Source organism: Desmonostoc vinosum, from assembly GCF_059505385.1.
Window position 1 is genome coordinate 65,893 of sequence record NZ_JCACKM010000277.1, and the last position, 21,114, is coordinate 87,006.

At 41.0% G+C, this 21,114-nt stretch carries 12 protein-coding genes; 4 read left to right on the top strand and 8 right to left on the bottom strand.

Annotated elements, in window-relative coordinates; genetic code table 11:
* Positions 1-996: a tRNA lysidine(34) synthetase TilS gene (tilS, locus tag AC5JMF_RS29710; protein ID WP_495799294.1), complete on the bottom strand. Its 996-nt coding sequence runs from the start codon at positions 994-996 to the stop codon at positions 1-3.
* Positions 997-1,126: 130 nt separating this feature from the next.
* Complete coding sequence (locus tag AC5JMF_RS29715; protein WP_495799295.1) at positions 1,127-1,924, bottom strand: DUF1868 domain-containing protein; 798 nt, start codon at positions 1,922-1,924, stop codon at positions 1,127-1,129.
* Positions 1,925-2,085: 161 nt separating this feature from the next.
* On the opposite strand from AC5JMF_RS29715, the gene holA reads away from it, so the two are divergent.
* The gene (gene holA, locus AC5JMF_RS29720) at positions 2,086-3,075 is read left to right on the top strand and encodes a DNA polymerase III subunit delta (protein ID WP_495799296.1); all 990 of its coding nucleotides are present in this window, start codon (positions 2,086-2,088) and stop codon (positions 3,073-3,075) included.
* Positions 3,076-3,183: 108 nt separating this feature from the next.
* Entirely contained in the window at positions 3,184-3,660 is a 477-nt protein-coding gene (locus AC5JMF_RS29725) for a DUF4168 domain-containing protein (protein WP_495799297.1), read from the top strand.
* 44 nt (positions 3,661-3,704) lie between these two features.
* Here AC5JMF_RS29725 and AC5JMF_RS29730 read toward each other — a convergent pair whose 3' ends face one another.
* The 5 genes from AC5JMF_RS29730 to AC5JMF_RS29750 all read right to left on the bottom strand — a co-directional run bounded on the left by AC5JMF_RS29730 (position 3,705) and on the right by AC5JMF_RS29750 (position 13,734).
* On the bottom strand, positions 3,705-4,310 hold the full coding sequence (locus AC5JMF_RS29730) for a helix-turn-helix transcriptional regulator (RefSeq protein WP_495799298.1): 606 nt from the start codon (positions 4,308-4,310) through the stop codon (positions 3,705-3,707).
* A gap of 588 nt (positions 4,311-4,898) precedes the next feature.
* A complete protein-coding gene (locus tag AC5JMF_RS29735) occupies positions 4,899-9,254 on the bottom strand; it encodes a hybrid sensor histidine kinase/response regulator (RefSeq protein WP_495799299.1) in 4,356 nt (1,451 codons plus the stop codon).
* Positions 9,255-9,658: 404 nt separating this feature from the next.
* Complete coding sequence (locus tag AC5JMF_RS29740) at positions 9,659-10,282, bottom strand: hypothetical protein (RefSeq protein ID WP_495799300.1); 624 nt, start codon at positions 10,280-10,282, stop codon at positions 9,659-9,661.
* Between the two features lie 19 nt (positions 10,283-10,301).
* The gene (locus AC5JMF_RS29745; protein WP_495799301.1) at positions 10,302-12,023 is read right to left on the bottom strand and encodes a peptidoglycan-binding domain-containing protein; all 1,722 of its coding nucleotides are present in this window, start codon (positions 12,021-12,023) and stop codon (positions 10,302-10,304) included.
* 145 nt (positions 12,024-12,168) lie between these two features.
* Complete coding sequence (locus AC5JMF_RS29750) at positions 12,169-13,734, bottom strand: hypothetical protein (RefSeq protein ID WP_495799302.1); 1,566 nt, start codon at positions 13,732-13,734, stop codon at positions 12,169-12,171.
* A gap of 179 nt (positions 13,735-13,913) precedes the next feature.
* On the opposite strand from AC5JMF_RS29750, the gene AC5JMF_RS29755 reads away from it, so the two are divergent.
* Together AC5JMF_RS29755 and AC5JMF_RS29760 are read left to right on the top strand one after the other, a co-directional pair.
* Entirely contained in the window at positions 13,914-14,597 is a 684-nt protein-coding gene (locus AC5JMF_RS29755; protein WP_495799303.1) for an SDR family oxidoreductase, read from the top strand.
* A gap of 228 nt (positions 14,598-14,825) precedes the next feature.
* Entirely contained in the window at positions 14,826-14,981 is a 156-nt protein-coding gene (locus AC5JMF_RS29760) for a hypothetical protein (RefSeq protein ID WP_495799304.1), read from the top strand.
* Positions 14,982-15,025: 44 nt separating this feature from the next.
* Here AC5JMF_RS29760 and AC5JMF_RS29765 read toward each other — a convergent pair whose 3' ends face one another.
* The gene (locus AC5JMF_RS29765) at positions 15,026-20,890 is read right to left on the bottom strand and encodes a trifunctional serine/threonine-protein kinase/ATP-binding protein/sensor histidine kinase (RefSeq protein WP_495799305.1); all 5,865 of its coding nucleotides are present in this window, start codon (positions 20,888-20,890) and stop codon (positions 15,026-15,028) included.
* Positions 20,891-21,114: the final 224 nt, after the last annotated feature.

A 21,114-nucleotide genomic window follows, 5' to 3' on the forward strand; every position in this document is an offset into this window, starting at 1 on the left:
TCAAGATTTATGCAAGCAAATCCAGTCACCCTCTACTTGAGCGATCGCCCCACCGGGAAATGGATCTGTTTGTGAACGATTTGGCGCTAAAACTAAGGCTGTTAATTTCTCGATGTGTTCAAAACTGGGCGCATCATTCAGTATTTGTTGCAATACCTGACGCATTACCCGACGCTGCAAAGCCAATGGTGCTTTTTGCAACACCCGACGATTTAACCTCAAAGGCAAAGATGCACAGGAGTTCTCAATTCCCCAACTCATCGCCTCTTGCCGCAACTGTTCCGCCGCAGTTTCTAAATATTCCACTTCTGCTTGTAGCAGTTCTGCTGTTTGGGCTAAGGCTGCTTCGACTTGAGGGTTAAAATTTGCTTGTAAATATGGGATTAGTTCTTGGCGAATACGGTTGCGGGCGTATTTCAAATCTTGATTAGTGGAATCTTCCCAAATTGGCAACTGAAACTCTTGACAAAATTGCTCTGTTTGCTGGCGTGTGATTTCTAAAAGTGGACGCACTAGCATGATGTCAGCATTGAGCGGGCGTTGCCAAGTTAAAGCTTGCAAACCATCAGCACCAGTACCGCGCATTAAGTTGTAGACGAGAGTTTCGGCGCGATCGCTGGCTGTGTGTCCTGTGACGATATATTGATAATTGTTGGCTTGGGCGATCGCGCTTAAAGCTTGATAGCGCCAATCGCGTGCTGTAGCTTCACTATTTAAGGGCTGTGTAGCTGTTTCTAAATAAAATGATACACCCCAATTTTGGGCTAAATTGGCGACGTGATCAGCATTGGCTTGAGAGTCGGGACGCCAGCGATGATCGCAATGAGCAATACCTAAATTCCATTCCCATTTTGGTTGTAAATCTAACAGTAACTTAATTAAGCACAGAGAATCTTGCCCACCGGAAACAGCTACTAATAGCTGTTGATTGCGCTTCAATAAGTGGCGCGATCGGATGGTACGGTGTATTTTTGCATGTAAGTAAGTCCACACCATTTTTGGGGACTGGGGATTGGGGATTGGGGACTGGGGATTGGGACGCGGGGACGGGGAGACGGGGAGACGGGGAGAAATTTTCTCCTTCACTCCCTCACTCCCTCATCCCCCTCATCTCCCATGATCTACTCTATGGGATTGAAAAATCTAAACTCGGCCAGTTCGGTTCACGAAAATAGCGTGTCATATCATCAAACTTGCGTAGTTCAACACGGTTGATTGAAAATTCTGGCAAATTCAACAACCATTGTTGATTCAACTCAGAAAGCATGGTGCTAAAGCTTGAGCGGTTTAAATCGGGGGAAATCTCTCCAAAATAGGCTAACGTAATGTGGGCTGTGAAATGATAATGTTGCTCAATACCCAAAGCAATTAATTTGGGATTTTGATATATTGTGCGACGAAATTTAATAATTTCCTCGTAGCATCGTTCATCTTGTGGTACTAAACAAACTGCTACAGCTCTTGGCATCAGTATCAGTCCTAGCATTTGCCATCGAATCGCATGAGTGAGTTTTGTCATCGATTGTTGATACTGCTGAAAAATTTCAGTGAAGCAAGAGTGTAATTCTTCTTCAAATTTGGGATTTTTGTTACATGCATCAAGGTAAGCACTATCCCAAATTAAATCTGCCAAAGTCAGATGAAAGCTAGTTGGAGGTACAGTTACAATCAAATTATGATTTACAGGTAACTGCGAAAGTTCCTGTTGGTAAGTCTGTAACTTCCTGTAAAAAGCAGAGTTATCTGATGATTCTTCCGCAGGTGGAGTAATTAATGTATAGCCAGGAAAGGGCGCTGCTTGTCTTAACCCAGAGGAGGGCTGAAATTTAAAAGATTCCTGGATATGCTGAACTTGGGATCTGTGAGCCTCTGGCAGCGTCATTCGTGCCAACCGATTTAAGTAAGTTTGATAGTTGTCGTCCAATCTTCATAGCCTCATGCTGTCACTGGATAGATTTTAGGGAAAATTATTCAGAATAACTAAGTGATTTAAAAAGTATTTAGGTTTTTTGGGAATTGTCCTTTGTCATTTGTCATTTGTCTCCCTCATCTTCCTCATCCCCTCATCTTGACAGGAGTTTCGCTATGCCAATTCATATCTATTGGGGTGAAGATGATTTTGCTATAGAAAAAGCGGTTACTGTTTTGCGCGATCGCGTCCTTGATGCTCAATGGATAAGTTTTAACTATACTGTATTCTCACCTGATCAACCTGATGCTGTGATCCAAGGGTTAAACCAGGCTATGACACCAACTTTTGGTGCTGGTGGTCGCTTGGTGTGGTTGCCTAATACAACTGTTTGCCAGCACTGTGCAGATGATATATTTGCAGAATTAACAAGGACTTTGCCAGTAATTCCCGAAAATTCGTTTTTGTTGCTCACTAGCCGTAACAAACCAGATGAACGCCTCAAATCCACGAAAATACTGAAACAATTTGCCGTTGAATTTCGGGAATTTCCATTGATTCCACCTTGGAAAACAGAATTATTAGTGCAATCTGTTAATCACGTTGCTCAAGCTGTAGGCGTGAAACTGACTACCCGGACGGCGGAATTATTAGCAGAATCTGTGGGCAATGACACACGACTCCTCTACAATGAAATGGAGAAGCTACGTTTATACGCCGAAGGTAGTAACAAAGCGTTAGACGTAGATGTAGTTAGTAGGTTAGTAAAAAATACTACTCAAAATAGTCTACAATTGGCAGCAGCAATTAGGACAGGAGACACAGGCAAAGCTTTGGCAACCTTGACGGAACTCATCAACGCTTCTGAGTCTGGATTACGGATCGTTGCCACATTGATTAATCAATTTCGCACCTGGCTATGGGTGAAGCTGATGATGGAAAGTGGTGAACGGAATCCACAAGCGATCGCTAAAGTGATCGATATCAGTAACCCCAAGCGTATCTACTTCTTACAGCAAGAAATTAAATTACTTTCGCTAGAGCAGCTACTTGCCTGCCTACCCTTAATATTAGAGTTAGAAGTTAGTCTCAAGCAAGGCGCTGCTGAAATTTCTACACTCCAAACTAAAGTGATTGAACTTTGTCAAATATGTCGAGGAAGTTGACAAGAAATATAAAAATTTACTAGATTAGACATTTTTTGGAACTTCCTACTCTTAAAATAATTCAAACTCATTGACATATCTCTACTGCATTTCTATATCACGTACTATATGAAGACAATTTTCTATTTCTTTTTCCGGTCTAGTCAAAAGCATATGCATTCCCAATCGTTACTATTCGGCATCATAGCTACTTTGGGTTTGTTTTCTCATGTTTTGTTCTGGAATTTCAAAGTTGACGCTCAAACTTTAACAATTAACAATACTGAAATCAACAGCTACGCTCAAGCAGTGCTAGCAATGGAACCCTCTCGTCAACATGCTTTTGAAGAAATTAAGAAAATTATTGGCAGTGGAGACATCCCCAAGATTGTTTGCAATGATCCTAATAGTATCAGGAGCTTACCAAAAAAGGCTCAAGATATTGCAGTAGATTACTGTAACCGTTCCCAAAAAATAGTTGAAGATAATGGATTAAGTATTGCCAGGTTCAACAAAATTACTATAGAAGCACAAAATAATGATAATTTAAAACAGCAGATTTACAAAACATTGTTACGCTTGCAACAAGCTCCAGCAAATCCATAGAAAAAATTGAATTAAATCAAAACTATTAAACAATTCCCCAATTTTCAACACAGAAATGCTTGCCGTTTAGCATGAATATTTTTCATATGCTTTTTCACTGTATTTAAGGTAATACATAGCTGACTAGCAATCTCTTTATAGCTGTGATTACTTCTGTAAAGAAACCAAATTTCAGCTTCTCGCGGTGTCAAATCAAATTTTCTTACTTCAGTGAGTGCAACACTTTTTAGAGATTCATACTTGTTTTCTATGGTCACTAATAAACAAGTGGCCTTAAATGCTTCTAACTTTACTAATCTGACTCGAATCCGAAAAATACTTGACTTATCAAGTACAATTTCGTCTGAAATAATGATGAGGTCGTAAAAACGACTCTGACGAGCAAGCAATGATTCACATAAATGCCAAATGACTGGCGGTAAAAATTTTGGCTCGAATTTGTTTTGATTTAATTGACAACAAAGGCGATAAGCAGTTGCATTAGCATAAACTACTTCGCCGACTTCAGTTAAAATTAATACTCCACATTCTAAGCTTTCGATCACTTCTTGCAAAAAATAAGCTCGCTTTGAGCTACTTAAGTCAATCTTCTCGAACTGTAGTGATTCGATTACTACTTTTTTTGTAAATGTTTTTGTTAAAGCAATCATATGATATCAATTTGCAGAATACTGCTTTTTAATTACATTCATTTGAGTTGAAGCTTAAATACAACTTGTAAATCTTCTATTTCGGAAGCAGCTTTTAGGGACTTATAACTAAAAAGTTGTCTCATTGCTTTGAGGGGCATGGGAAGCAGTAAGAATAATCTAATAATTATTCTCAAAATGAGATAATTTATTTTTTTGTTGACCAAGCCCTTCTCTGTGAGAGGCTACGCCAACAGACAGGTAAAAGGAAACAGGTTTGAAAACCTGCTTGAATATTGGGTTTCAGAGCAACTAAATTTAATTATGAAAACAGATGGCTAAGCCACAAAGTTTCAATGTGTCATTCTCCAAATCTCCTAATTAAAATTAGGAGTATTTCCCTATTACCTCTTAAAAAATCCGAAAACTCATATAAAAACTCATAATAAATTGTAAATAGGCTATCTGCGCTACGAGAGTAGAGCGAAAAACTAATAATTTATCAGACGAAAAGTATGTAATTATGTCTTATGAATTAGAAAAAAGTGAGCTTTGAGTGAAAAACAAAAGACTATTCCAGGTCAAATCACAATTAGTTTCAGTTGAGATTTAGGAGTGTGAACGCTCAACGAGGCTTGCAATGACTATAGCTAACTCAGTTGGATCGATGGGTTTAGGTAAATGCAGTTGATAACCTTCCTGTATGACTCGCACGCGATTTTCTGTGTTGGTATGGGCTGTGATTGCTGCTGCGGGGATTCTGCCCCCTTGTTCTGGAGGTTGCGATCGCAATTTGCGGATTAAGGAGTAGCCATTCTCTTGGGGTAATTCAATATCGCTAACTAAAACATTTGGTTTCCATTGTTGAATTACCTCTAATGCTTCTGGGACTGATTCTACTGCTTGCACATCGGCTTGGCACTGTTCGAGGACTGTGGCGATAAATTTACGGGTGTCAACTTCGTGTTCTACAACTAGCACCCGTATACCCAACAAAGATGGATAAAAGGATTGAGGAGTAGAACTTGCTTGTGTTGTCTGTTGGGTGGAAATAACTTCAAAACTAGGTGGCAAAAGTGGCAGTTGAACTGTAAAGGTTGCTCCTTGATTCTTACCTGGACTGTCTACGTAGATGTTCCCGCCATGCAGTTCTACTAAATGACGTACAATTGCTAATCCTAGCCCCAGTCCACCATAGGGTCTGGTACTGGAACTATCAGCTTGCCGGAAGCGATCAAAGACGTAAGGCAAAAACTCAGAGCTAATGCCAATGCCTGTGTCGATTACTTGGATTTGAGCGTAAATGTTAGTTGGTTGAGGGTACTGGTTATTTTCTTGACCACTGATCGTTGATAGCTTGATTTCTACCCTACCACCTTGGGGTGTGAATTTAATGGCATTAGATAGCAGATTCCAAATAATCTGTTGCAAGCGCTCAGCATCACCGCACACTAAGAATTGAGAATTGGAATTTTTAGTTTCGTGAAGCAACCCATCCTCATAACATCTACACAATTTGAATTTTGATGCCAATAATTCGGAATTTTCGTGATTTCCCTTCAATCCCAAGTCAAGATTTTCGTTTGCTTGTAAGGGAATCAGAGCATATTGCAAATCGATTTCCTTGGCTTGGGCGGCTAGGCTGACAGTTTCTATTGCTGACTCAATAATTGGCACTAGATCGCAAGTATGCACATTCAGACGCAACTTGCCTCTAATCATCCGTGATATATCTAGTAAGTCTTCAACTAGTTGGGTTTGTGCCCTGGCGTTACGCTCGATTGTCTCTACAGCTCTATCTATTTGAGTGGAGTTGAGTTTACGACCATGCAAAAGCTGCGCCCAACCGAGGATGGCATTGAGGGGCGATCGCAATTCATGAGACAATATCGCTAGAAACTCGTCCTTCATGCGGTTAGCTTCTCGCAACTGTTCGGTTTGCTGCTGCAAAGAAGCAATTAATTCTGCACGTTCCATGGCGATCGCAATTTGATCACAAACTGCCTGCATTATTCCTTTTTGATTCTCGGTAAAGAAAGTGCGAGTCCGGCTGCCAAAGGAAAGCGTGCCCATTAGTCGCCCCTGTGTGATTAAGGGATAACTATAATAAGCATTAACACCTAAAGAGCGAATCAACGCTGCTTTCGGTTCTGTTGACTGCTGCACATTTTCTACGTAAATTGAACGGCGTTCTTGAGCTACAGTACCGCAAACTGCTTGACCCAATGCCAACGACTCAACTTGTTTTGCTATTTCCTCTGTAAAACCATAGTAGGACTCTAGCTGCATTACTTGAGAGTTATCTTTGACCAAATAGTTAAAGTACACATCTAAACCTATTTGCTCTTTGAGTTTGTGGAAGACACTTTCAATTAATGCCACTGGTTGCTGACTTGAGAGTAAATCGCTGGCAGTGTTGCAGAGCAATTGCAGCCTTTTGTAGCCTAATGAAAGTGCTTTTTCTGCCTGCTTGAGATTGCTGACATCTTGAAATACCAATACACAAGTTGCGGGATAACCATGCATTGCTGGCAAAGTGTCAGCAAATATTAATAAGGAGCGAATGCTGCCATTCGTGTGCCAGTCAACTTCTAATCCATCCAGACGTTCACCCCGCGCAACTCGCACTCCTGGCATTTGCTCATTCGGGATGCGATCGCCAACTGCATTTGTGAAGTGGTAGGCTGTATGATACTCCTGAGCTGGTATTCCTTTGGGGAATTCACCTCCCGCTAATTCGTCAGCAGATCGATTAGCAAAAGTTACTCGTGCTGTTCCCGGTTCAATAAATAGCAATGGTCTTGGCATCAGATTTAACACATCTTCTAGCCATTTTTGCTGGTTGCGGAGGATTTCTTCGGCTTGCTTGCGTAATGTAATGTCTAAAAATGCACCTATACATCCTCTTGTCTTACCCTCTTCATCAAACAAGGGTGCAACATACTCCAATAAATTGACTATTTTACCATCTTCCTGTATAATCTCAACCTCAAAATCGATAACTTCAATACCATGAGCCGCTGAGTATTGCATAGGTAGTTCTTCTGGTGCAAGTTCCCTACCATCGCGGTAAATTTTAAATGTTGTGGGAATTTCTTGAGTAGGGGCGCTTAAAGAAGCATTAATCTCTGATGATATACCCAATTGCTTAGCAAAAGCGGGATTGACTTTGATAGTTTGGCATTCTGGATCTTCGGCAATGCCAATGCCAATCGGAATAACTTCTAGTAAAGTTTGTAACTCAGCAACGCGACGCTGAAGTTCTCTGTTGAGTTGTAATATTCTTTCTTGAGCTTGCTTTTGTTCGGTGATGTTGCGAGTCACTGTTGCTAAAGCAATTGGTTGACCTGTTTTGTGGTCTTTGACTACAAAGGCATTGTAATCAACGGGTATTGCTTCACCAGTTTGAAAGTTACAGAAACGAAATTCTCCATGCCAAAAACCTTGATTGATCAGAGTTGGTAGAATATGTTCTTGGACATAGGCTTGATCTTCAGGCATAAAGAAATCTAATATTTGCTTTTGCCTGGCTGCTTGTAAACTGGTTAGCCCAACTAACTTTTGACCTGCATCATTGAGATAGAGACCTTGCCCTTCAAAGTTGGCAATACCAATAAAGTCAGAGCTATTTTCGATCAGCGATACTAATTTTTGTTGCTCTGTTTCTGCAAATTTGCGATCGCTCAAGTCTAGGATAAACCCAACTGCCTCTTCTTGCTGTTCTCCTAATAGTACATAACCAACTAAAACTGGGACATGACTGCCATCTTTGCGGATATATTCTTTTTCGTAGGGCGTAGTACAAGCACCACGAATATTTGCCTTTGCCTGGGCAATGCTTTGGTCATCTAAGCGTAGATATTCTGGTGGTGTGATCTCCCTCCAACTTAACTTACCAGATAGCAAATCTTCCCGCGAGTAACCAATCATCCTGAGAAATTCGTCGTTTGCTTGTTGGATGCCGCCATACACATCACAAAAGACAATACCAATGATGTTGGCGTCAACAAAACTCTTGAGTTTTTCCTCGTTAATTCTCAATGATGCTTGAGCGATTTCGCGTTGGCGGTTCAGGCGTTCGACTACTAATGTGCTTTGCCAAATTAAAATGGCGAAAATGACAATTAGGGCAATAGTAAACAGTGATATCGCAAATGCTGCATCGTAATGGCCCAATTGATGACCTTTGAGAATTAACCATCCTAATATCAAAGGTACTGCGATCGCCGCCAATAACAAACGACGAGCTAGCAAGCCACTGTAGGTATCATCCATAACTACCCTCATTACGCCCTGTTTTGTCTGTGCCCAGAGAATACCCATACACAGCAATATAAACAGCACTGCTGTATGTAAGGCCATTGATGTGGTGTTGCGAGCAATGCCGTGGAGAGTTCTTACATTGTAGGCATAACCGATGAGTGCTTGTAGAGAAATTACAGCAGCTATTAAAGTGACAATTTGGGTGTACCAATAGCTTTGAGAGGTTTTTTGATGTACCGTCATTTCTAGGGTTAGGCCAACTAGCATAAAATCCAGTGCTGTGTTGAACCCCATTCGCCCCGGATGTGATGTTGCGATACTGGTAGGGGAGTCCCGAAAAAGCAGCTCATCAATCTGGAAATCCCAACCAAACAGATATTGACTGAGGGTGATTCCAGCAATGATGATAACTGCTATTGCACAAAATCTAGCAAAAACTGTCAGGAGTTTGACATTTTTGTTTTTACTCACCAAAGACAGATACAGTGATACACCAGATAGCACAAAACACAGTGCTGTGTTTGCTTTCATTGTCGCGAGACTACCTGGAAAGCCTTGCTTGAGTAATTCAATGTCGAAATACCAGCCAAGTAATACTAAGCTACCCACCAAAATAGCGATCGCACTTGCAACTCGTGCCAGCAATAAATACGCGGTTATTTGATGTATCTTTTGCTTCTGCGAACGGTTGCCTTTCAACATGGAGGATATTGTAACCGCATCTATCTAATATGATAAACTTCAGTATTTCTTACGAGCTAATCATTGAAACTGATTGTATTTTATGTTACTACTTGACTTGTTTTTCATCTACCTTTATGCATACTTTTTATATGCATAATCTAAAATTTAGATTTCAACGATCAGAGATTAAAGCTTTTAGAGGTTGTTTGAAAAGTCTAAATTAATACTAACCCCGGCGATTAGAAATCGCGACTATACAGACAAAACCCACCTCCGTGGGTTTCAAGAACTCGATTTTCCGTGTTTTCCAAAGGAGATGGATTTCGCTTATGTAGTAGCGAATTATATTCGCCCAAAACTTTTAAAACATCCTCTTAATTCACATTAGGCGTAATTTCAAAAATCATAGCGGATTACTATAGTTATTCAAATTTCCTTAAAGGAAATTCTCTCGCTGGCGAAAAAGGTGGACGTATTCTTTTTTTATAATCATCCATTGAGGTTGGATAATAGACAGATAATTTGATTAAATTTGTACCGTCAGTATTTAAGAAAAGGGAAATACCTTGCTCGGCATATACCCAATTTCCTTGTGATATCAGAAAGTTACTAAAATAGTAGTCTAGTTTCTCAGTTGGTTCACCCAAAGCTTTGACTATTGCCTGATACTGTTGTGCAGATAGCTGGGGATATTTTACCTCTATCTTGACGATCGCATTTTCTTTGAACCATACCTTAACAGGCTCATCATAATTTTCTACACGACAAGCTTTGTAAAATGTTGGTGTATATTCACTGCCTAATTTACCCGTCACCGATTCTTCATTAATGGGTTTGTATAAAGAAAATACGTCATTTGTTTGACATTGAGAAGGTATTCCCTGCCATTTACTAAAGTCTTTGTTAGCAAAGAGAGTTAATGCTTCTTGACAAGAATAGTTGGGATTGTGGATATTCATATAACTAGCAGAAAAACTGTTTCCACAATAAATAAATAGTAATACCATTGATATGGTAATTAAAAATATCCAGTTTGGCTGACGCATCTTAGAAAAGTTTACGTTGTTATCCTCCAATTAAGTCAATTCTGCCTGCGAAGAAAGCTGCCATGGCATTGCGTATGCCGACAACTCCCACAACTGCCTCTGCATTTTTCGCTTCATCGTAACCAAAATATTTGGGAATGAGATGTTTTTTAGCTGGATCTGGATCGTGATATGGGCCTTCTACTTCTTCTCTGAGTTTATCGTTATAATCAACACTTTCTAAGACAATTTTAGTGAAATATTCTGTCATCCCTTCACGATAAGTTTTACCGCCTTTGAGTTCATCTAGAGATTCACGATATTTTTGATGTTTGGAATGTTCAAGTGTATGAATATATTCGTGAACCACAGTTTGAAATGTATCCCACATTGAGTCTCGATTCTTGGCATCGTCCGCTGATACGAATCTTTGCAGATAGACTTCTCCTTCATCTGCAAAACCAGGCCAACCTTTATGTATTTCAATTAACTCTGCTCTGCGTTTGGCAATAATCCGCTTTTTGATATTATCAAGAATTCCCGCTTCCGTAGCTCTTGATTGCACAGCGCCATGTTCTTTATCTATTTCTCCTAAGTCTTCGCCAAATATTTTTTCTACACGCCACTCTACACTATCTTGTTCATAGGATGCACCACCCGCAGCAAACTGTTTTTCTTTCTCTTCCCAAGCATCTTTTAAATTGACATTTGCTTTAAAAGGTTTACCTTTGGCATAGTTACCAAATACTCTATCTGCTTCTCTTTTTGATAACAAGGCAATCTTCTCGATGATGTCCCATTTATATAATTTATTTGGGTCTTTTCTATCGTCTGCTTTCCCTTTGGCTAGTTCTTTATATTGCCAATCTATAACTTTATTTGTAGTCTCTTCAACCCTGGTTTCATAACTATCTTTATGAGTGGGAATATTCATTTGAAAAACAGGTAAACTTCCACCTTTAGGCGCTTGTACTTCCGTGGTTCGCCGTCTCTCGATTTCTGCTTTTTCTTCAGGACTCAAATTTCTTGTACCTGCTAACAATTCAGGCGGTACAGCAGCTGGATCCCACTCTACACCTTCGGTGGGGGCTTTTGAGGGAACTTGCCCCTGTGGTACTTTAGCCATAGCCCCATGATTGAGGAAAGAGGTGTCTAGGGCTTTCATGGTATCTGGGCCAACAACCCCATCATCCTTAATTCCATTGTCTTTTCGAAAGGCTTTGACGGCTGTTTTTGTCTCTTCGCCAAATTTGCCATCAACACCGTATTTAGGCAGAGAATAACCTGCATCTAATAAAGCTTGTTGGATGAGAGTGACGTGTAAACCACTACTACCTTTTTTGATGTATTTTGTATCGTTGGCTGCGTTTTCTAGTTCGGCATTGTCTGCAAATCTTGGAGATTTTACAGCCCGCTGAATTGTACTCAAAACAGAGTTTTGTCTTTCTGCGTGGTTCAATTCATGTGGCTTAAAGAGTTCTGCTGGTTGGCTAGCCTGTGAACGCCGTAGTGAAATGCGACTAATGTCATGTGTTGAGGGCTTTTGTGTGAAAGTATCTTTTTCTAATAACTGTTCGCTGTCAGACTGCTGTTGTAATTGCAAGTTTGACGACTCTTGAACTACTTCAGGAACAATAGTATCCGCTTGTGTACCAAAACCGCGTGTAGGGTTTGCCAGCGTTGGTGTAGTTGGAGAGATGAGTGATGGATATGTAAAATTTGATGCTGGCTTCTTACTTTTGGGCATCATGCGATCGCTCATCTGCCCCATCCTTCCGATTACGGTTCATCTTGTATCACTAAACTGGCTCTAAAGTCAATATACAATTTTTACAAAAAGCGATGTTATCGACTTTAGTCTAGATTTTTACTTAACTGCGCGTTCAGGAACTGTGGGCGACTGGCTTCTAAGTATCTTCATCTAACATCTCTTCAACCGATACCTCGTCTAACACCTCTTCAACTGATACATCGTCATCTAACTCCTCTTCAACCGATACATCGTCATCTAACTCCTCTTCAACCGATACCTCGTCATCTAACTCCTCTTCAACCGATACCTCGTCATCTGACATCGCGGTGGGTGGCTTCTTAAGATCTGCCAAAGTGAATTTTATATCTTCAGCTTCGGTATCAGATGGGCTGTCATAACCAGTTTCTTCAGCCTTTGTATCAGTTCTAGATTTCGTTTTATCTCCTTTGCTTTTACCTTCTTTGTTGTGTGTTCTATGTGTCATTGTTGGTAAAGCTTTTTCTACAAATCCCTCTAGCCCATCAATAGTAATATTGTTTGCTACTATACTTTCCTTCATCACCTCCCACAGTCCTGTAACTGCTGGGCCCCAAAATCCACCTGCATTCGGATTAAATTGTATATTTAGGTTTAAAATATCCGTTGCATAACGGAAGGTTACATAACATCCTGTACAAGGTCGCTTCTTACCATAAATTAATGCTGGGGAAGAACTACCGCTTTTACAGTAAGCAAAGATTAAATTTTGCTCGGCATGTACTGGTTTTAATCCTTCGACAATTATTATTTTATTCTTGTACGAGGCATCGTTAATGTATCCTGATGCGTTGTCAAGAGTGCTATGAATCAAAAACTTACTTGGATCTTGTATGGCATTTCTGACCATATCTGCTATTGTTTGCAGATTTGCTTTTTCTGCTTCATCGGTGGTTATATCCTCGATTCGTGTTCCCCCAATTAAACTACGCAATTTATTTACATATTGCAAAAACCTGTCATCGTTACCAGGCATGTATTTAGATGTCAGTAATATGTCAAATAGCTGTTCGCTTGTGAGGTTTTGTAGTTGTTGCATACTGGCTGGTAAATTACTACTCAGCAACAGACGATCATCAACGTACAAACCCTGCACTTCTTGTTCGTCAGCTACCAGTGACTTGACGTAATGAAATACTGCCGATGAAAGGTGGCGTAAAGCTTGTTTTACTCTGTCATCCGCGAAGCTATGTTGATCACGAACTGTAACATTTTCCGTCCATTGTCCTGAACCTGAATGTCCAGTAGCAAAACCCCAGTTTTCAGTAGCTTGTGCATTTTTTATTGCCCTCCCTAGCGCTGCTTTCGAGGGTTTTTTAGCTTTAGTCTTTTTAATCTTTTTTTTCACTCCACCGTCAATGGTTACATTCGGATTTTTGGCTTCTTTTTGTTTTTTCTTGCCGCATTGAATGACATTCATCGCTGGTGGTGAGTTTGCTACTTGCTCAACAGGATATTCTGATTGACTGATGGGATCTTCTGTTTGTCGATGCAACGATATGCGACTGATATCGTATCCTGGAGGCTGTTGTTGTAGGTTTGATGGTTGCTGTGCAGTATCTGTTTGTAACCCAAAGCCGCGTGTGGGGTTGGCCAGCGTTGGTATTCCAGATGAGGTGAGTGATGAATTTACTAAACTTGATGTTGCTGTTTTTTGGCTTTGGTATATTCTGCGATCGCTCATTTGTCCCACCCTTCCTACAATAGCTTATTTAGCACGTATATTAAACTTTTTCTTAAGTCAAAACACAAATTTTACAAATATTTTTGTAAATACAAATAACAAAGGACAAATAACAATGGACAACTTGATAAAGTAATTATGCAAATGTTTAGATATGTTTTAGCTCAACCAAATTAAAGATGACTAAGTTAATTTTAATTACTGGTGTTAGCCGAGGACTCGGTTATGCGATAGCTGAGCAGTTTATTCACGAGGGACATACTGTTATTGGTTGCGCTCGTTCTGAAGCAACTATAGAGAAATTACGTCACAAATTTGGTTTACCACACAACTTTTCTAATGTAGATGTAGCCGATGAACAGCAAGTTAAAACTTGGTCAGAGGTCTTACTAAAAGAATATCAACCTCCAGATTTGCTGATTAATAATGCAGCAATCCTCAATAATTTAGCACCGCTGTGGGAAATTCCAACTCAGGAAATTTCCCAATTAATTGATGTCAACATTAAAGGAGTTATTCATTTAATTCACTATTTTGTACCCGCAATGGTGGCAAATAAAAAGGGCATTATTATCAACTTTAGTTCTGGTTGGGGACGCTCAACTTCTCCTATGGTTGCATCTTATTGTGCTTCTAAATGGGCAATTGAGGGACTAACCCGTGCTTTAGCGCAAGAACTACCTGATGGGATGGCAGCAATTCCTCTCAATCCGGGAATTATTCATACTGATATGCTGGAAATTTGCTTTGGAGAAGATGCTGCTGCTTATACAAAAATTTCTGATTGGGTAAAGAAAGCAGTTCCTTTTATACTTCGGTTAAAACCGACAGATAATGGTGTGCCTCTGACGGTTCCTAATTAAATAATTCGTAATGACGCGACGCTCCTGTGTCGCTAACGCTTCGCTATCGAGGACTCGCTAACGCTGCGCTAACGTAATTCGTAATGACGCTCGAGGACTCGCTAACGCTGCGCTAACGTAATTCGTAATTAAGGGGAATTGGGAATTGTCATTTGTTATTGATTATTCTCCGCGTCCCCGCGTCCCCCTTCATCCTCCTCATCCCCCCGTTTTCTCTGAAAATATAAAATGAGGTTATTTTGGTTTGATCAGGCTGGCGATCGCTCCTTGAGTCCTGATGAACGCATCGAACAAGCTCAACAACAAGCACAACAAGCAGAACTTGCCCTGCAAAACTTGCAAAATCGGCTCAAACAGCGAGGTATCAATCCAGATAGTTTGTGACTTGTGATACCATTTCACTTTAATTACGAATTACGAATTACGAATTATTTAATATAAATAGGCATTTGAATTATAAACTCAGTACCTTTTCCTAAAGAGGAATTACACTCAATTAAACCAGCATGTTTTTCCACGATAATTTGCCGGGCGATCGCTAATCCTAACCCTGTACCTTTTCCAACTCCTTTAGTAGTAAATAAATGGTCAAATATTTTTTCTTTGACTGATTCACTCATCCCCTTACCATTATCAGCAATGGCGATTTTTAACTGCTGATTTACTTGGAAAGTTGTAATTATAATGCGGTTGGTGTTTAGCTGAATTTCCTCAAAACTGCGCCCCTTATTTGCTTCTTCTAATGCATCAATAGCATTAGCGATAATATTCATAAATACTTGATTTAATTGCCCAGGAAAACATTCTATCTGCGGTAATTTGCCGTAGTTGGTGATCACTTCAATCGCTGGACGCTGCTCGTTGGCTTTGAGACGATGTTTGAGAATTAAAATCGTACTATCGATACCTTCGTGAATATTAAACGGTACTTTGTAATCTTGATCGGCACGAGAGAAAGTGCGGAGACTGGTGCTAATGTTTTTGAGCCTGTCACATGCTATTGTCATGGAATCAAGCATTTTTGGGAAGTCTTCTAAGCTATAATCTAAGTCTATTTCTTCAGCATGATCGAGAATTTCTTCACTTTTGTTGAGTACAGTGTCTTGATATAGTTTTAAGTGTTCAACGATATCAGCCAGAGTAGGTTTAGCTTGTTTGATACTAGCAGCAATAAAACCCAGAGGATTATTCATTTCATGAGCTATCCCAGCAACTAAGTTACCCAAAGCAGACATCTTTTCACTTTGAACAATTTGTAGTTGAGCTTGTTGTAAGTTGTGTAACGCCTGTTCTAATTCCAGTGATTTTTGCTGTAGGGCCAATTGTGCAAGTTTGCGATCGCTAATATCCAATAACAATCCATCCCAAACTAAAGTACCATCGGCAAGCCGCTCAATGCGTGATTCTCCGTGAATCCACTTAAGGATTCCAGAAGGTGTAATAATTCGTCCTTCCCATTGCCAAGGAGTCAGCGTTTGAATAGAATCTGCAACGGATTTTTCGTAACTTGCAGCATCGTCTGGATGCACTGCATCTATGAGGATCTGTACATTGGCAAGTACTTGCTCGACTGTGAATTCGTATAATTCATAACATTCAGCACTAATGTACGACATAGATATAGAACCATTAGCACTCATGCGGAATTGATAAACAACGCCAGGAACGTTATCTACTAAGTTATGAAAGCGAGACTGGGCAACGTTCAAAGAATTGAGCGATCGCTCTAGTTGTTGAGCATAGTTTTGCGATCGCTTATAAAGTTGAGCATTTTCCAGAGAAATGGCGGCTTGAGTGCAGAGTAAATTGAGTAGTTCGACGCGGGCGCTCGTGAACGCCCCGATCACTAAACTATTTTCAAGGTACAATACTCCTAGCAACTTTCCTTGATGTAAAATCGGACTGCATAAAATACTCTTGGGCTGCTGACGCATGATGTATGGGTCATTGGCTAAGGTGACATCGGCACTCGCATCAATCAGCACAGCAGTCTGCCTGTCATGGTTGACTTTGTAAATTAGTCTCAGGGGAATATCTTGGCTGTCTTCAATGGGAAGGCTCTGCAATACAATCGGCTCTGAACCCTCGGTGATTAAACCTTTGATCAACAGGCGCTCATCTCGTAAGAGCATTAATACACATTTATCAGCCCCTGTATTTTCGATAACGATATGCAACAACGATGAAAGCAGTTTTTCAAATTCAATTTCGCCAGAAAGACTCTGAGAGGCTTTGAGAACGGCAGTCAAGTCAAGGGCAGCAGACACACTACTAGAGGAACCGATAGAAGTGATGGTTGCTGTTGCGAAGACGGTTTCGTTAGTCGAGAGGGGAGAGCGTGTTTGTTGCACAATAGCAGACATCAATTGTGGGTAGCGACGTTCTAGATCAGCAACCTTGGCTGTAGCACCCCAGCGAGCATAACCGTAGTAGGCTTCGGTCATGTATTCCCCAGCTATGCGCTCTTTACCCCATTCTAGGTAGAACTTTGCAGCCAGCTCATTGCTAAGCGCTTCTTCGTGAATGAAACCATTTTCCTTTGCTTTGGCGATGGCTTGATCATAGTGAGCGATCGCCTCAGCTTTATTGCCCAAAACACAATATTTCTCAGCTTCTACCAAATGCCATTGGTGCAAGTGATTCATTGGGGCATGGTACGCCCAATGCTCTAACTTCGCTTGATGAACTGCAACGTTTTGCAAGATATTCGCTTGTTCAGTTGGCGTTGCAGTTAGGTAAAGTGCTAATTGAGTAAGCGAACTATAAAAGTAGATGTGTGTGTATTTCAAGGCTGCCGTCAGGGCTACGGCATTTTGTTCAGCCAGGACGGCATTTTCCCATGCCTGTGGGTAGTCATTGAATAAATAGCTCAAAATCAGTTTGTTGAGATAGATGCTGCAAATTGCATACTGTTCCCGGTTCGCTTGGTGTAACGGTAACATGACTGCTTCATCATAAGCATCTCCAATTAAGCGACAGGGGTCGGGCGCTTTCCCGCGCAGATTCAGTACTGCCTGTCGCATAATTTTCAGAAAGCAAAGAGCTGTACCTTGCTGTAGTTGAGTAATGATTTGATCAAACTTCTCAGTCTCTTGCTCCATTTCATGCAAATTACGCCCAATAGTTAGAGAAATTCCTGTGTAGTTATAAAGAGCATATGCACCATGCTCAAGTTCTCCAGTCTCTAACCCAATTTGATGGGTTTGCAGCAAAGGCTGCAACTCACTACGTCCATGCCGTTTCCAGTGCATCACAAAAGCATGAGTAATATTCATGGTTTTTGCTTTCAAACTGTCATTTGGCTGGGTCGCAATCAACCTTAATGCGACCTCACCCGCTCGATAGCAGAAGTCAAGATTTCCGGATGGACTTGCCTGGATTAACCCAAACCAGGAATAGCTAGAAGCAGAAGCGAGTGAATTTCCATGCTCAAGCGATAGATCGATTTGTTTGCAGACAATTAGAGGAAATAGGGGTGATACCGATTGGTGAGATGCTGTAACAACTGTTACTAATATCTCCATTGCTGCTAAGTAGACTGGATCGGTCATCTGCTCAAGCTGTATCAGTGCTGCGGTAGCATAGCAGGCAAAGCGAGTTTGAGTTGCAGCCAAAGCCTGCTGGACTTCTACTGCCGTGGGATTTTCTGGAAACTCGATATGAAGTTGCTTGAGAATAGAGAGTGCGGTTTGTTCTGCCAGCGGTAGGTTGTTTTGGGCAATGTAGGCTTGAATTCGCGCAATATAGGCTTTTACGGTATCTAATACCGTTTTCGCGTGTTGTAGGACAGCCTGTGCCCACTGCTCTACTTGATTGAACTGAGCAGTGAGCAAATAAGCTTCCACAATTTCATTGTGCAGATTCAGAGTGATGTCGTACTGCTCCTGCCAAGCATTTATTGTCAGAAGTGAAATCCCTTTGCTGAAATGGTCGATCGCACTTATGTAAGCCGTTGACTTTTTGGCTCTAATGCCAGCGACTAAATTTAATTGAGCCAATTGATTTAATAATGCGCGATCGCCAATCGACTCAGCACCAATGTTCAAATGCCGCACAATCTCAAAACTATTTGCTTGTTGTGCTTCAATGGACATACTTGCTAACAATAATTGACCTATTTTGCGATGAGTAGCTTGCTTTTGCGAGGTAGGAATCAATTCGTATGCTGCCTGTTGAACGCGATCATGCAGGAAGCGGTAAAAGCAATGTTGAGTGGGGAGTGGGGAGAAGCCACTGCGTTGGGGAGTGGGGAGTGGGGTGTTTTCGATCTGGTAAAACTTGTAGACTTCAGTTTGTGGTATAATCAATCCTTCTTGCAAGGCTTTCCATAGGGCGACGGCGGTGGTTTCGGGCGATCGCTCAGAGATGATCGCCAGGGTTTCTAAATCAAACTGAGCGCCAATACAGGCAGCAAGCTTAAGAACATTTTGGGTGGCATCAGGCAACTTTTGCAGTTGCATCGCCATGAATTCGACGACATCATCGGTAAGTGAGAGCGCTTTCACCTTGACAATATCACACTGCCAGTATCTGGCTTGTGGCTCAAAAGTGATGTACCCTTCTTCATGCAAAGTTCTGAGAAATTGTGTTGTAAAGAATGGATTGCCCTTGGTTTTTTGATAAACCAACTCCGTTAATGGCAGCGCCAGTTCTTTTGAACAAGTGAGGGTATCGGCAATCAGACAATTGATGTTTACTTGACTTAACGGGTTCAGGGTGAGAGCGCTGATAGTTGCTTGAGCTTTTTTCATCTCTTCTAGCGTCAGCATCAGCGGATGTGCCGGGAAGACTTCGTTATCTCGATAGGCACCAATGATAAACAAGTAGCCTTGTTCAGTTCCATTCAGTAATACCTGCATCAAATTAAGCGAGGTCGAATCTGCCCATTGCAAGTCATCAAGGAACATCACCAACGGATGCTCCCTTGTGGTAAACACGCCAATAAACTTGACAAACAATAGATTGAAGCGGTTCTGAGCGGCATTGCCCGAGAGTTCCGGTGCAGGGGGTTGTTGACCAATAATCTGCTTCAATTCTGGAATCACCTCAATCATTACCTGCCCGTTCTCTCCCAAAACAGATAGAATTTTGTCTTTCCACTGCGCCAATTGTTTGTCACTTTCACTCAACAGTTGTCCCATCAAATCTTGAAAGGCTTGCACAAATGCATCCAAGGGAATGTTGCGGTTGAACTGATCATACTTGCCTTTGATGAAGTAGCCGTTACACCGGACAATCGGCTTATGCACTTCATTAACCACGGCGGTTTTGCCAATACCAGAAAAGCCTGCCACCAGCATCAGAACTGATGCTCCATTTGTAACCCGTTCAAAGGCTTCTAGCAGCGTTTGCACTTCCTGTTCTCGTCCATAGAGTTTGTCGCATACGAGGAAGCGATCGCACACATCCCTTTGGGCAATTGCAAAACTCTGAATTTCTCCTATTTTTTGTAGTTGATGTAAACATGTTTCTAAGTCATATTTCAATCCCAAGGCACTTTGATAGCGGTCTTCAGCATTTTTCGCCATCAATTTGTTGATAATTTCAGAGAGTACATACGGAATTTCTGAGTTGATTTCGTATACTAAGGGTGATGGTTTAGCAATATGACAATGTACCAATTCCATTGCATCATGTGATGGAAACGGTAATTTACCTGTCAGTATTTCATATAAAGTCACACCTAAAGAATATAAGTCTGTCCGATAGTCAATACCTCGATTCATTCTGCCTGTTTGTTCTGGGGAAATATATGCCAGCGTCCCCTCTAAGACATTAGGATTAATCAAGGTTTGAGTTTCTCGTGGTAGCAAAGATGCAATACTAAAGTCAATTAATTTAACTTGTTTAGTTTGGGGGTTAATTAAAATATTCCTGGGTTTAATATCTTTATGAATAATCCGCTCTCGATAGAGAATATCTAAGATGTTGCACAGAGCGATCGCTATTTCTAAAAATTCTTCTAGAGACTTGACGTGCAACGTCTCTATAGAAGTAAAATAATCTTTAAGTGAAATCCCCCCAAAATCTTCCATCACTAACGCATAGCCATTTTGATAAAGTTCTAGGCTATAGGTTTGGATAATAACAGGTGAGTTAAGATTTTTGGCAATGGTGTACTGATTGCGAAACTGTACCAGTTCGCTCAAACTCGGATAAGGATTTTTCAGGAGTTTAATCACTACGGGTAAAGAGTCAGTTTCTCGATACCCTCGATAAACCACAGTTCTAGAACCATTATAAATTTCTTCTGTTACTTGGTATTTGGGAATACTGGCTTGACTGCTAATCATACTGATAAATCCAGCAAATTTCTGGATTTAGTGTTCCCAGACATAAGCGGCTTCCAACGAAAAAAGTATCTCATTGCTTTGGGGAGCAGGTGAACCAGCGCGGTAATAATTCGTAATTCGTAATTCGTAATTCGTAATTTGTAATGACGCGACGCTCCTGTGTCGCTACCGCTGACGCTCGTACCGACGCTCGTTCGCCTTTGGCGTCTCCCCTTGGGAGATGA

What these genes read in the sequence shown, in the direction of transcription:
- holA (WP_495799296.1), top strand. Translation starts at nt 2,086, where the DNA reads ATGCCAATTCATATCTATTGGGGTGAAGATGATTTTGCTATAGAAAAA.
- AC5JMF_RS29730 (WP_495799298.1), bottom strand. Translation starts at nt 4,310, where the DNA reads ATGATTGCTTTAACAAAAACATTTACAAAAAAAGTAGTAATCGAATCA.
- AC5JMF_RS29765 (WP_495799305.1), bottom strand. Translation starts at nt 20,890, where the DNA reads ATGATTAGCAGTCAAGCCAGTATTCCCAAATACCAAGTAACAGAAGAA.
- AC5JMF_RS29725 (WP_495799297.1), top strand. Translation starts at nt 3,184, where the DNA reads ATGAAGACAATTTTCTATTTCTTTTTCCGGTCTAGTCAAAAGCATATG.
- tilS (WP_495799294.1), bottom strand. Translation starts at nt 996, where the DNA reads ATGGTGTGGACTTACTTACATGCAAAAATACACCGTACCATCCGATCG.
- AC5JMF_RS29750 (WP_495799302.1), bottom strand. Translation starts at nt 13,734, where the DNA reads ATGAGCGATCGCAGAATATACCAAAGCCAAAAAACAGCAACATCAAGT.
- AC5JMF_RS29735 (WP_495799299.1), bottom strand. Translation starts at nt 9,254, where the DNA reads ATGTTGAAAGGCAACCGTTCGCAGAAGCAAAAGATACATCAAATAACC.
- AC5JMF_RS29760 (WP_495799304.1), top strand. Translation starts at nt 14,826, where the DNA reads ATGAGGTTATTTTGGTTTGATCAGGCTGGCGATCGCTCCTTGAGTCCT.
- AC5JMF_RS29740 (WP_495799300.1), bottom strand. Translation starts at nt 10,282, where the DNA reads ATGCGTCAGCCAAACTGGATATTTTTAATTACCATATCAATGGTATTA.
- AC5JMF_RS29755 (WP_495799303.1), top strand. Translation starts at nt 13,914, where the DNA reads ATGACTAAGTTAATTTTAATTACTGGTGTTAGCCGAGGACTCGGTTAT.
- AC5JMF_RS29745 (WP_495799301.1), bottom strand. Translation starts at nt 12,023, where the DNA reads ATGAGCGATCGCATGATGCCCAAAAGTAAGAAGCCAGCATCAAATTTT.